Source organism: Amycolatopsis sp. NPDC058340, from assembly GCF_042723975.1.
Classification (GTDB): Bacteria; Actinomycetota; Actinomycetes; order Mycobacteriales; family Pseudonocardiaceae; genus Amycolatopsis.
Genome location: NZ_JBHXIB010000004.1, coordinates 41,560 through 53,681, shown reverse-complemented (window position 1 = coordinate 53,681; position 12,122 = coordinate 41,560). Strand labels below are relative to the sequence as shown.

Here is a 12,122-nt window from a genome sequence, read left to right as displayed (position 1 = left end):
CTAAACCTTGACATCGACGTGAGAGTCAAGCCCGGGAGTGCGGATGCGGATCGGGGAACTCGCGCGGCGGACCGGCGTCAGCGAGCGCGCGCTGCGGTACTACGAGGAGCAGGGCCTGCTCACTCCGGAGCGGCGCCCGAGTGGTTATCGCGTCTACGGGGACGCCGACGTGGCGGCGGTGCGGCGGATCAGGATCCTGCTCGCGGCCGGGCTGAACACCGCGCAGATCCTGGAGATCCTGCCCTGCATCGTCGACGAGGACGGCTGGCTGACCCCGGATTGCCCGGAGCTGGTCGACGCGCTGCGGCAGCAGCGGAGCCGGATCGACGACGCGATCGGCGAGCTGGAGACCACTCGCGCGAACCTCGACACGATCATCGGCCGCGAAAAGGCGGCCGCGTCCCGGGGGACGCGGCCGCCTTCGTGAGGTGGTTCAGGCTCAGATGAGGCCGAGCTTCTTCACGGCGTCGCGCTCTTCGGCCAGCTCGTTGACCGAAGCGTCGATGCGGGCGCGCGAGAAGTCGTCGATCTCCAGGCCCTGGACGATCTTGTACTCGCCGTTCGCGGCGGTGACCGGGAACGAGGAGATCAGGCCCTCCGGGACACCGTAGGAGCCGTCGGACACGACCGCCGCCGAGGTCCAGTCACCCTCGGGGGTGCCGTTGACCCAGGTGTACACGTGGTCGATCGCGGCGGAGGCGGCCGACGCCGCGGAGGACAGCCCGCGGGCCTCGATGATCGCCGCGCCGCGCTTGGCGACGGTCGGGATGAAGTCGTCGGTGAGCCACGCCTGGTCGGTGATGACCTCGGTCGCGGCCTTGCCGGACACCTCGGCGTGCGCGATCGACGGGTACTGGGTCGCGGAGTGGTTGCCCCAGATCGCGACCTTCTTCAGCTCGGTTACCGGTACGCCCAGCTTCTTCGACAGCTGCGCGAGGGCGCGGTTGTGGTCGAGGCGGGTCATCGCGGTGAAGCGGTCGGCCGGGACGTCCGGCGCGTGCGCCTGCGCGATGAGGGCGTTGGTGTTGGCGGGGTTGCCGACGACGAGGACCTTGATGTCGCTCGCCGCGCCGGCGTTGATGGCCTCACCCTGCGGCTTGAAGATGCCACCGTTGGCCTCGAGCAGGTCGCCGCGCTCCATGCCCTTCGCGCGGGGACGGGCGCCGACGAGCAGGGCGACGTTCGCGCCCTCGAAGGCCTGCTTCGGGTCGTCGAAGATGTCGATGCCCGACAGCAGCGGGAACGCGCCGTCTTCGAGTTCCATCGCGGTGCCCTCAGCCGCCTTGACCGCCTGCGGGATCTCCAGGAGCCGCAGCTTCACCGGGGTGTCCGGGCCGAGCAGCTGACCGGACGCGATGCGGAAGAGCAGCGCGTAGCCGATCTGGCCGGCCGCACCGGTGACGGTGACGTTGACAGGGGCTTGGGTCATTGCGGTTCTCCAGCTTGAGGCGACATCGACTTGTACCGCGATGCTAGTCCTGTCCCGAGTCGCCGTTCGGGTGCGTCCAGTCACTGTTTTCTTGATCGATGCCGTCGGCGGCCACGTTCGCGGCGAGTCGCGAGAGCAGCCCCGCCAGCGTGGTGATCTCTTCGTCGCTGAACCCGGCGCGGATCCGTTTGTCGTGCGCGATCGCCGCCTTCGCCAGCCGGTGGAAGACCGCTTCACCCTCGTCGGTGAGTTCGACGACATGCACCCGCCGGTTGTCCGGATCACGCCGCCGGGTGATCAACCCCGCACCCTCCATGGCGTTCAGGTGATGGGTGAGCGTGGCGCCCTGGATGCCGACCGCGGCCGCGAGCTCGCGCTGGTTGGCCACGCGCCGTGTCTTCAGCGTGATGAGGATCTGCCAGACGGGCTGTGAGCCGCCGTCGGCGGCCAGCGCCTGATCGAAGGCGCGCCCGACGGATTTGGCGGTCTTGGCGAGGACGACGCCGATGGGGGCCGCGGTGGGTTTCTGCACGTCCCGGAGCATAGCGCACCAATCTAAGGGTTTGACATCGAATCGTTCGATATCTAACGTTGTTCGTATCGAACGAACCGGAGGAAACGCCATGCGCAGTACGGAGAGTGAGATCCGCGACCTCGGGGCCCGCTGGGCCGACGCCGAGGTCCGCGGCGACACGGAAGGACTCGACGCGATGACCACTGCCGACTTCACCCTGGTCGGGCCGCTGGGGTTCGTGCTCGGGAAACCGCAATGGCTGGAGCGCTACCGCGGCGGCGACCTGGTCACCGAGAAGCTGGATTGGGCCGAGGTCGACGTCCGCGCGTACGGCACGGCCGCCGTGTCCGTCGGCGTGCACGCCCAGGAGGGCACGCATCAGGGGAACCGGGTCGACGGCCGGTTCCGCGTCACCCATGTGTTCGTCCGCGACGACGACCGCTGGCTCATCGCCGGCATCCACCTGAGCCCGATTGGCGGGCCGCCGCCCTTCGCGCGCCCCGAAGTCCCCGGAAGATGAGGAAGATCATGCGAATCAGCGTCAGCGTCACCGATTTCTCCTGGCCCGGCGGTCTGGTGGACAACCTTCTCGGCATCGCCAGGGCCGCCGACGCGACAGGTCTCGACACCCTGTGGGTCGCCGACCATCTCCTGCAGGCAGCACCGGGCAGCACGCCCGACTCGGAGATGCTGGAGGCGTACACGACGCTGGGCTTCCTCGCCTCGGCGACGTCACGGATCCGGCTCGGCACCATGGTCAGCGCCGCCACCTTCCGGGCCCCCGCCCTGCTGGTGAAGGCGGTCACGACGCTCGACGTCCTCTCGCGGGGCCGCGCCTGGTTCGGGATCGGCGCCGGTTACCAGGAGGACGAGGCTCGCGCGATGGGACTGTCGCTCCCGCCGGTCCCCGAACGGTTCGAGCGGCTGGAGGAGACCCTCCGGATCGCCCGCCGGATGTGGGACGGCGACACCTCGGCGTTCGCCGGCAGGCATTACCGGCTGGAGCGGCCGGTGAACAATCCCTTGCCGGTGCGGCGGCCGAAGGTGCTCATCGGCGGCACCGGGCCGAAGCGGACCCTGCGGCTGGTCGCCGAGTACGCCGACGCGTGCAACCTCTTCGACATCCCCGACGGCGGCAAGACCGTCCGCGCGCAACTGGAGGTCCTGGCGCGCCACTGCGCCGACGTCGGACGGCCCGTCGAGGAGATCGAGAAGACCATCGCGACCCGGCTCGCGCCGGGGAGTCCTCAAAGGACTTCGCCGGCCGATGCGGCGAGTTCGCGTCCTGGGGGCTGGACCACGTCGTGGTGATCACCGCGGGCCCGTGGGAACCCGGCGCGGTGGCGTTGCTCGGCGACGCCGCGAGCCTGGTCGCCGCCTGAGCCGGCGTGTCTCCGCGGAATCGTCAACGGCGAACCCGCGAAAGCATTTTTCATATCGTGCGAATCGAATGGTGTTTTCCGGGTCCGATGGCCTTCTTCTCGGTCCCGGAAAACGGTTACAGTCCATAATATGTTTTCATGAACCGATTGCCGGGACGGTTTCGTCCGATCGGCGGGCGGCAGCACGATGATCATTTCGCTAGCATGAGTCCGCTCAGTTCCCCGCCCCCCGTTGCTGAAGTTTTCGGGAAGGACCCCATGCTCAATGCAGTGGTTGCCGCCGTATCGCTTTTCTCGTCGATAATAACGCCGAACAGTATGTCCCCGCCGCCCGGACCGCCGCCCGACCGGGTCGTCATCGACGTCGTCACCGTCAACGGATCCGGCTGCCCGCCCGGTTCGTCCGCGGTGGCCGTCGCCAGGGACAACACTTCGTTCACGGTCACCTACAGCGAATACACCGCACAAGTCGGCGTCGGCGCGAAGCCCACCGACTTCAGGAAGAACTGCCAGCTGAACCTCAACATCCATGTGCCGCAGGGATTCACCTACGGTATCGCCAGCGCCGACTACCGCGGTTTCGCGTCGCTCGAATCCGGCGCAAAGGCATTGCAACGGGCGAATTACTACTTCCAAGGGAATTCGCCGACCGCGCAGGTGAGCCACCCCGTCAACGGCCCGATTTCGGACAACTGGCAATTCCGTGACGAGGCCGAAGGCGGCGTCATCATCTACAAGCCGTGCGGCGAGGACCGGAATCTCAACGTGAACACGGAACTGAGGGTCGGCGCGGGTTCGTCGGATCCGAAGAAGACCACCAGTTTCATCACGATGGACTCCACCGACGGCGCGTTCAAGACCACCTACCACTTCTCGTGGAAGACCTGCCCGACCTCCTGACCTCTCCTCCAGGGTGACGGCCTGCTTCCCGGTCGGCGAAGAAGGCCGTCCCACCCATGCCCGGTCAGGGCCTTGGCCGCTCTGAACGTGGACTTCACCGCTCGTCGCCGCCCTGCCCGGCGGCGACGAGTCTTCTCGACGACCCCATTTCCGGCGGGCGGCAGGGAGAGATCGTCTCGCTGAATCCGCCGATCCCGCCGTGTCGAAGCTTTGGGAAGGATCCCATGCTCAACGTGCTGGTCGCTGCCGTAACGCTTTTCTCCTCGGTCGTCACCCCGAACGCCTGGGTGCCGCCCCCATTGCCGTCCGACAAGATAGTCATCGACGTCGTGACGGTCAACGGAACCGGATGCAAACCGGGAACGGCGGCCGTTTCCGTATCACCGGACAACACCGCGTTCACCGTCACCTACAGCGAATACACCGCACAAGTCGGCGTCGGCGCCAAACCGACCGACCTGCGGAAGAACTGTCAACTCAACCTCTATGTCCACGTACCGCAGGGATTCACCTACGGCATCGCGGGCACCGACTACCGCGGATTCGCCTCCTTGGCCGCGGGAGCCACCGGACTGGAACGGGCCAACTACTACTTCCAAGGCAATTCGCCGACGTCGTACGTCACGCACAATCTGAAAGGCCCGTTCGAGGACAACTGGCAGTTCACCGACGACATCGAAGTCGGCGCCATCGTCTACAAACCCTGTGGTGAGGACCGGAACTTCAACATCAACACGGAACTGCGGGCCGCCGTCGGCACTTCCGATCCGAAGAAGACCACCAGCTTCGTCACCATGGACTCGACCGACGGTTCCATCAAGACGACGTACCACTTCTCGTGGAAGAACTGTCCCAAACCGAAGAACTGACCCCTGAAACCCTCGTGAGTGGTAAGGACGGTTCTAACCGTCCTTACCACTCACGAGACGTCACGGCTTTCCGGACGGCGCCGGATCCGTGGCCTCCACCCCGAACACCCGCCCCAGCGCGATCACCGTCTCGTCGAGGTGACCGAGACTGGTCAGCACCGAACGCGCCCGCGGATCGTCGATCCGGTCCGCCACCGGCGTGCCGTCGTCCCGGACCAGCGTCCCGTGCCCCGAACCGCCGGGATCACCGATCGCCTCCCGCAGCACGGCGATGTTCGCCCGGATCCGCCCGGTGTACAGCCGCAGCCGGTCCGCCTCGTTGAGCAGCAGCCCCGCCTGTGACCGCGCCGCGACATGCCGGGCGCGGAAGGCGATCGTCTCCACCGTCGTGAGCACGTGCCAGCCGTAGTCGCGACGGCTGCTGAGGTTCACCGGATGGGTCAGCGGCTCGATCGTGGTGCGGACCTTGTCCACCGCCCGGTCCAGATCCCGCGACTTCTCGATGACGCTCACGTTCTCCGCGCCGGACAGCAGGCCCGCGGCCTTCTCGACGAACTCGTCCAGTTCCTCCAGCAACGCCGAAACGTCGTCGAGCATCACCGCGCGCGTGCGCACCGGCACGATCACCACCGCCGCCAGCACCCCGGCAGCCGCGCCGACGGCGGTCTCCGCGACCCGGATCCACAGCACCTCGATGCTGAACGTACCCAGCAGGCTGTACAGCAGCCCGAGCATGCTGGTGATGAAGAACGCCATGATCACCTGCGAAACCCGCGCCATGTAGACCATGCCGAACACGCACACCAGGATCAGCGCCAGCGTCGCCGGCACACTCCCGGACACGAGCAGCGTCAGCACCAGCCCGCCGACGATCCCGATCAGCGTGCCGCCGATCCGCCGGACCCCCTTGACGAACGTCGCCCCCGCGGTCGACGAGCCGATGAACACCACGAACACGGTCAGCACCGCCCAGTACCACCGCTGGCTCGACACCAGTTCCCCGCCGAGCACGGCGAGCCCGCCGCCCACGACGGCTTGGATGGCGCTGCGTGTCTGGTTGTCGTAGGCGAACGCCGACGACTTCTCCTCCTCGGGGTCTTCGGGGTCGTCGACGGCATCGGAGACGTCGTGTTCGGCGACCCGCTGCGCGCGGACGTCGGCCAGCGCGAGTTCGGCGAGCGCGCGCCGGACGCCGTCACCGGGTGCGGCGTGCTCGTCGATCCGGCTGCCTTCCACCAGCATCTTGCTGAACTCTTCGGTCTCGCTGATCAGCGGCAGCTCCCGCGGGTCGCGCTCGATCAGCGACCGGAAGCGCCGCATCCGCGCGATCAGGTCGTCGCGGACATCTTCGTCGAGGTCTTCGGCGCAGGTGCGCTGCACGGTGATCGTCAGCCACTGCACCGCCAGCTCGACCTCGATCGCCCGGCGGCGCAGCCGGTTCACCGAATCCGCGCCGGTCACCTCCGGCGCGGTGTCCTCGATGAGCAGCACGGACTCGTGCATCCGGGCGTTCGTCGTGCGGAGCCGTTTGCGGGTGCGCTCGCTGCCGCCGACCGCGAGGTGGTCTTCGGCCGCGCGCACGACCGCGGCGAGGCGGGCGCGGAATGCCCGCCGGATCCGCAGGAACTCCGCGTCGGTATGCCGGCGCAGCAGGACGAACCGGACCACGGCGTTGGCCGCGATCCCGATGGTCAGCGCCAGCAGGAGCACCGGCACCTGCTTCAGATGCGTCTGCAGGAACATCGCGAAGAAGAACAGGAAGAACGACAGCGAGCCCAGCGCGATCCCGCGCGAACCGAATCGCTGGGCATAGACCGCGACGAAGATCAGCAACACGAACACGACGCTGTCCAGCGGCGGCACCGCGGAACCGACGCTCGCCGCGGTGAGCGACGCCGCGCCGAGCGCGAGCCCCAGTATCAGCGTCACCGCCTGTTTCCCCGGGGTCTCGTCGTTGACGGTGAAGGCCGACGTCATCGCGGAGATCGCGGCGACGAGGATGACCGTGAGCGGCTGGTGGAACGGCAGGATGGCCAGCACCGCGACAACGATGCTGAGCACGGCCGAGAAACCGAGCCGGAGCCGGACCAGACCGGGATCGGAGGCGACCAGCCGGTCGGTCGTGGCCTGGGTGATGCGGGAGATCATCGGGCGAGCAGCTCTCCTTGGGCGAGGGTGACCCGCCGGGCGGTGGACGAGGTGACGCGAAGACGGTATCGGGCGTGCCTCGCCGGCTCGGCGAGGGCGAACGGCCGTGTCTGACGACGCCAGCGGAATCGCTCACCTTCCCGCTGGTCCAGCAGCGTCCACTGCTCGCCGTCGTCGGAGCCCTCCAGCACCCACGAACGCGGATCACCCCGGCGGCTGCCCGAGGTCAGCGTGTACATCACGACCTCGCGTGAGGCGTCCTCGACAGGGAACTCGATGACGGGTTCGCGCCCGGGGAAGGTGATCTCGGTCTTGGTCGTGTCGTCGAACAGGGGACCGTCGGGCACCGTGATGTCCGTGAGCGGGCTCGGAGCGGCGGGCTCGGCAGGGGAGCGGCCCCACTCCGACGGCTGCCCGCCCATCGTGAACCTCAGCACCGCGCCGTCGGCGAGGGCGGAATGCGCGAGCGTGCCGCTCTCGTGCGGACGTCCGTCGACCGTCAGGCCCTGGACGTACACGGTGTCCTCCGTGTTGCCGGGCGCCTCGACGACCAGGTCCTTCCCGTTCTCCAGGTGGACGGTCGCCTTCGTGAACAGCGGCGAGCCGATGACGTACTCGGGGCTGCCCATCGCCAGCGGATAGAACCCGAGCGCGGCGAAGACGTACCAAGCGGACATCTCGCCGTTGTCCTCGTCGCCCGGATAACCCTGACCGAGGTCGCTCCCGACGTAGAGCCGCCGCAGGACCTCCCGCACGATCCGCTGCGTCTTCGACGGCGCGCCCGCGTGGTGGTAGATCCACGGGATGTGATGGGAGGGCTGGTTGGAATGCCCGTACTGTCCCATCCGGACGTCGCGGGCCTCGGTCATCTCGTGGATCAGCCCGCCGTAGGAACCCGGTTTGCGGCCGGTTTCCGGAGTCGCGAAGAAGGTGTCCAGTTTGGACTCCAGCGCTTCGGTGCCGCCATGCAGCGCGGCGAGCCCGGGACCGTCGTGCGGGACGGAGAACGCGGTGTTCCAGGAATTCGTCTCGGTGAAGTCGCCGCCCCACGCCTCGGGGTCGTAGCCCGCGGCACCGAAATGGCGGCTCCCGTCCCGGTTGCGGCCCTGGAAGAACCCGATCAGGTGGTCGAAGTGGTTCGCGTACTGCTGCGAACGCTGCCGGAAGTACGCGGCGTCGTCGTGCCGCCCGAGCGCCTCGGCGAAATTGGCCAGGCCGAAATCGTTGACGCAGCCCTCCAGCGCCCACGACAGGCCTTCGTGGACCGACGTCGGCGTGAACCCGAGGAAGATCGACTCGTGCAGACCCTTCCGGCCGACGCTCTGCCCGCTCGGTGTCACGGTCGCGTTCTTCAGGGCCGCCTCGTAGGCGGCCTCGACGTCGAAGCCGCGCACGCCCTTGAGGTACGCGTCGGCGAACGCCACGTCGGAGCTGGTGCCGGTCATGAGGTTGGCGTAACCGGGGGAGGACCATCGCGAGATCCAGCCGCCCTCGCGGTACTGCTGGACGAACCCGTCGATCATCCGCCCGCACCGGCCGGGGGTGAGCAGGGCGTACGCGGGCCACGTGGTGCGATAGGTGTCCCAGAAACCGTTGTTGACGTACATCTCGCCGTCCACGACCTTCGCGCCGGTCCTGGTCCGCGTGCTCGGCCACCACCGGCGGATCACCGGACTCGCGTGACGGACGCCCTTGGGCGTGTCCTCGTGCGCGGAGTTCGGATACAGGAAGAGCCGGTACAGGTTGGAGTAGAACGTGGTGCGCTGGTCCTCGGTCGCGCCCTCGATCTCGACCCGGTCCAGCACCTCGGACCACCGCGCGCGGGCCTGGCCTCGGACCTGCTCGAAGCTCGTGCCGGCGGGGATCTCCTGATCGAGGTTCCGCTTCGCCTGCGCGAGACTGATCAGCGACGTCGCGATCCGCATCGTCACCTCGCCCGCCGCGAACTCCAGGAACCCGGTCACCGTGCGCCACACCGGCCGCCGGATCCTCCCGCCGCGTTCGGCCGGGACGTCGAACTCGGCGTACACGAACATCCGCCGCGCCCCGGCAGACAACCGGCTGCGAACCCACGTGTGGCCGGTGACCACGCCGTTCGCCGCGTCGAGCCGCACACCGCCCCGGTTGCGGGCGTTGTCGAACAGCAGCCAGCCGCGATCACCCGGGAAGGTGAAGCGGAACAGTGCCGCGTGATCCGCCGGGGCGATGTCGGTGGTGACTCCGTTGGCGAACCGGACACCGTAGTGATGCGGCCGGTCGACCTCGTCGTCGTGGGAGAACGCGAGCGCGCGGCGGGACCGGTCGGCCTCCACCGGCCCGATGCCCGGCATCACCTGGAAGGTGTGCCGGTCGCCCATCCACGGGCTCGGCTGATGCGACAGCGCGAACGCCTGCAACGCCGGACGGTTCCCGGCGTCGTTGTGCCGGTGGTAGCTGTAGATCCAATTGGTGGCGCTCGCGTCGGTGACCGGGGTCCAGAAGTTGAAGCCGTGCGGGATCGCCGTCGCGGGGAAGTTGTTGCCCCGCGAGAACTTGTCGCTGGAATGCGTGCCGCGGGTGGTGCGGACGTGGTCGACCGGATCGCCGATCCCGATCACCCGCTCGCGGATCCGGACGTCGTCCACCCAGCCCGCGCTCTCGCCGTCCGGCGGTTCGCTGACCAGGACGATCCGGGTGACCCGCCGCCCGGCGAACTCGCCCAGCCTCCTGCGCACGAGATTCCACTGGTCCACGTACAGCGTCTTGCCCAGCCCCTTCTCCGTGGCGCTGAACCCGGCCGACGTCCCGTCGTCGAACTCGACGTCCAGCGCCACGAACGTGCTGCGATAGCCGGGCACGTCGGACTCGGCCTCGGGGAAGACCACATAGGACAGTTCGGTGTGGCCGGTGACCTCGACGTCCACTTCGAACAGCGTCGCGCGCACCGTGTTCTCGTAGCGGAGCGCGTGCGCGCCGGTGAACCCGACGCCGGGCTTCGCCGTCGGCGACGAACGCGGTCCGGTGCCGACACGCAAGGCCGGATCCACCGGCTGCGGATCACCCGTTTCGAAGGAGGAGAAGAACCCGGTGATCGTCACCAGGCCACCGTAACTCCCACGCGTGAGCCCGGCTCGGTGTGCCGCATCCAGAGGACTAAACGCGTGAGGAGAGGAACTCCTCGAAAGTGCCCACACCGGTCGCGTTCTCCGGCGTCAGGTTGCCGCCCGCCCGGAACGCCCTGGCCGCCTTGCCCGGCAGCCACAACGACACGATCGGCTTCCGGCGCCCCACCGAGCGCTGATACGCCTCCGCCAGATCACGCGCGCTCCGCACCTCCGGGCCGCCCATGTCCGGCACCCGTCCCGACGGTTCACCGGACACCAGCGCGACCAGCCGGTCCGCGACATCGCCGGTGCTGACCGGCTGGAACCGGAACCCCGACGGCATGATCGTCACCGGCAGCCGCCGCTGCGCCGACGACGCCCGCGCGACGAGCTCGTGGAACTGCGTCGCGCGCAACACCGTCCACGGCAGACCGGACTCCTCGATCACCTTCTCCGAGGCCAGCTTCTCGTTGTAGTAGAAGAACCGGATCACGTCGATGCCGACGATCGAGATGTACACCACGTGCGGATCGCCCGCCCGCTTCGCCGCCTCGACCAGGTTCCGCGTCACCTGCTCGTCCCCGCGGCCCAGGGTCGACGCGCAATGGATGATCGCCGACACACCGTCGACCGCCTCCGCGAGACCGTCACCGGTCTTCAGATCGCACCGGGCCCACTCGTTGGGCTCGTCCGCGGGCCGCGGCCGCCTGCTCATGATCCGGACCGGCCGATCTTCGGCCACCAGCCGCCGCACCACCGCACGGCCGAGGTCGCCGGTACCGCCGGTCACCAAAATCGGGTTCGCCACCTTGATCCTCCGTTCCTGAGAGCTTCCACCCTCAAGAACCGGCGAGCCACCCGGAGCGTGACAGCTGGCCCGACAGGAACGTGAGCTTGTCCGGATTCGCGACCGCGCGCAGGCCACGGATCCGGCCGTCCACCACCTCGAACCCGAGGATGCCGAACAGCAGGTCACCGGCCGTCGCGACCACCGCCGGGCCGCCGTTGACCTCGAGGATCTCGATCGACACCTGGTCGGCCCCGGCGAACATCCCGGCGTACAACCGCGCGACCTTGGCCGCGCCGTGCACCGGACGACGCGCCGCGGTGACCTTGCCGCCACCGTCCGACCACGCCGTCACGTCGGCCGTGAGCAGGCTCTCCAGAGCGGGCAAATCGCCGTCCCGTGCCGCCGACAGGAAACTCTCGACCAGCTTCTCGTGCTGTCGCGGGTTCGAAACCCGTCGCTCATCCGAGCGGTCCAGCGCCTTCCTCGCACGGCTGTGCAGCTGACGCGAGTTGACCTCGGAGACGTCGAGGATCCCGGCGATCTCCCGATGGCTGTAGGCGAACGCCTCCTTCAGCACGAACACCGCGCGCTCCACCGGGCTGAGCTGCTCCAGCAGCACCAGCATCGCCAGCGACACCGACTCCCGCTGCTCCGCCGTCTCCAACGGGCCGAGCACATCGGTCGAGGTCAGCACCGGTTCGGGCAACCACGGACCGACGTACCGCTCGCGCTGTGCCCTGGCGGAGGTCAGCCGGTTCAGGCAGAGATTGGTGACCACCTTCGCCAGCCATGCCCGCGGCGAGCCGATCGACTCGCGCTCGGCGCCCGCCCATTTCGGGTAGGCGTCCTGAACGGCGTCTTCCGCCTCGGCCGCCGAACCGAGCAGGCGATAGGCGAGCCCGAACATGGCGGGCCGCAGCCGCTCGAATTCCGTGGCGCTGTCCATCGTCCCCTACGAATCCCTCATGATTCCACTGTGGACACCATCGTGCCAGGGGTACCGCTCA

Annotated in this window: 11 protein-coding genes; 5 read left to right on the top strand and 6 right to left on the bottom strand. The window is 68.3% G+C overall.

Annotation, left to right across the window (positions count from 1 at the left end; genetic code table 11):
* Window positions 1-43 precede the first annotated feature (43 nt).
* The gene (locus ACFWIW_RS06915; protein ID WP_378367548.1) at window positions 44-427 is read left to right on the top strand and encodes a MerR family transcriptional regulator; all 384 of its coding nucleotides are present in this window, start codon (window positions 44-46) and stop codon (window positions 425-427) included.
* 12 nt (window positions 428-439) lie between these two features.
* Here ACFWIW_RS06915 and ACFWIW_RS06910 read toward each other — a convergent pair whose 3' ends face one another.
* Both ACFWIW_RS06910 and ACFWIW_RS06905 read right to left on the bottom strand, forming a co-directional pair.
* Window positions 440-1,429 carry a malate dehydrogenase gene (locus tag ACFWIW_RS06910; RefSeq protein WP_037338241.1) on the bottom strand — a complete coding sequence of 330 codons (990 nt, stop codon included), beginning with the start codon at window positions 1,427-1,429 and terminating at the stop codon, window positions 440-442.
* A gap of 43 nt (window positions 1,430-1,472) precedes the next feature.
* Complete coding sequence (locus ACFWIW_RS06905) at window positions 1,473-1,961, bottom strand: MarR family winged helix-turn-helix transcriptional regulator (RefSeq protein ID WP_378367547.1); 489 nt, start codon at window positions 1,959-1,961, stop codon at window positions 1,473-1,475.
* A 91-nt stretch (window positions 1,962-2,052) separates the two neighbouring features.
* Here ACFWIW_RS06905 and ACFWIW_RS06900 point away from each other — a divergent pair, with 91 nt between their 5' ends.
* From ACFWIW_RS06900 to ACFWIW_RS06885, 4 genes are all read left to right on the top strand, one after another.
* Window positions 2,053-2,463: a nuclear transport factor 2 family protein gene (locus ACFWIW_RS06900; RefSeq protein WP_378367546.1), complete on the top strand. Its 411-nt coding sequence runs from the start codon at window positions 2,053-2,055 to the stop codon at window positions 2,461-2,463.
* Between the two features lie 8 nt (window positions 2,464-2,471).
* On the top strand, window positions 2,472-3,254 hold the full coding sequence (locus tag ACFWIW_RS06895) for an LLM class F420-dependent oxidoreductase (protein ID WP_378367545.1): 783 nt from the start codon (window positions 2,472-2,474) through the stop codon (window positions 3,252-3,254).
* A 389-nt stretch (window positions 3,255-3,643) separates the two neighbouring features.
* Window positions 3,644-4,225 carry a DUF4360 domain-containing protein gene (locus ACFWIW_RS06890; RefSeq protein WP_378367783.1) on the top strand — a complete coding sequence of 194 codons (582 nt, stop codon included), beginning with the start codon at window positions 3,644-3,646 and terminating at the stop codon, window positions 4,223-4,225.
* Between the two features lie 224 nt (window positions 4,226-4,449).
* The gene (locus ACFWIW_RS06885; RefSeq protein WP_378367544.1) at window positions 4,450-5,094 is read left to right on the top strand and encodes a DUF4360 domain-containing protein; all 645 of its coding nucleotides are present in this window, start codon (window positions 4,450-4,452) and stop codon (window positions 5,092-5,094) included.
* Between the two features lie 60 nt (window positions 5,095-5,154).
* Here ACFWIW_RS06885 and ACFWIW_RS06880 read toward each other — a convergent pair whose 3' ends face one another.
* From ACFWIW_RS06880 to ACFWIW_RS06865, 4 genes are read right to left on the bottom strand one after another with little or no spacing between them, the layout of a single operon-like run.
* Complete coding sequence (locus ACFWIW_RS06880) at window positions 5,155-7,242, bottom strand: FUSC family protein (protein ID WP_378367543.1); 2,088 nt, start codon at window positions 7,240-7,242, stop codon at window positions 5,155-5,157.
* Window positions 7,239-10,319: a GH92 family glycosyl hydrolase gene (locus tag ACFWIW_RS06875; protein WP_378367542.1), complete on the bottom strand. Its 3,081-nt coding sequence runs from the start codon at window positions 10,317-10,319 to the stop codon at window positions 7,239-7,241. The genes ACFWIW_RS06880 and ACFWIW_RS06875 overlap by 4 nt, the downstream gene beginning before the upstream one ends.
* A gap of 55 nt (window positions 10,320-10,374) precedes the next feature.
* Window positions 10,375-11,133 carry an SDR family oxidoreductase gene (locus ACFWIW_RS06870; RefSeq protein WP_378367541.1) on the bottom strand — a complete coding sequence of 253 codons (759 nt, stop codon included), beginning with the start codon at window positions 11,131-11,133 and terminating at the stop codon, window positions 10,375-10,377.
* 31 nt (window positions 11,134-11,164) lie between these two features.
* The gene (locus ACFWIW_RS06865; RefSeq protein WP_378367540.1) at window positions 11,165-12,061 is read right to left on the bottom strand and encodes an RNA polymerase sigma-70 factor; all 897 of its coding nucleotides are present in this window, start codon (window positions 12,059-12,061) and stop codon (window positions 11,165-11,167) included.
* Between the last annotated feature and the right edge of the window lie 61 nt (window positions 12,062-12,122).

Coding starts and splice junctions, on each gene's coding strand:
- ACFWIW_RS06865 (WP_378367540.1), bottom strand. CDS start 12,061: ATGGACAGCGCCACGGAATTCGAGCGGCTGCGGCCCGCCATGTTCGGG.
- ACFWIW_RS06910 (WP_037338241.1), bottom strand. CDS start 1,429: ATGACCCAAGCCCCTGTCAACGTCACCGTCACCGGTGCGGCCGGCCAG.
- ACFWIW_RS06885 (WP_378367544.1), top strand. CDS start 4,450: ATGCTCAACGTGCTGGTCGCTGCCGTAACGCTTTTCTCCTCGGTCGTC.
- ACFWIW_RS06880 (WP_378367543.1), bottom strand. CDS start 7,242: ATGATCTCCCGCATCACCCAGGCCACGACCGACCGGCTGGTCGCCTCC.
- ACFWIW_RS06895 (WP_378367545.1), top strand. CDS start 2,472: ATGCGAATCAGCGTCAGCGTCACCGATTTCTCCTGGCCCGGCGGTCTG.
- ACFWIW_RS06890 (WP_378367783.1), top strand. CDS start 3,644: ATGTCCCCGCCGCCCGGACCGCCGCCCGACCGGGTCGTCATCGACGTC.
- ACFWIW_RS06900 (WP_378367546.1), top strand. CDS start 2,053: ATGCGCAGTACGGAGAGTGAGATCCGCGACCTCGGGGCCCGCTGGGCC.
- ACFWIW_RS06915 (WP_378367548.1), top strand. CDS start 44: ATGCGGATCGGGGAACTCGCGCGGCGGACCGGCGTCAGCGAGCGCGCG.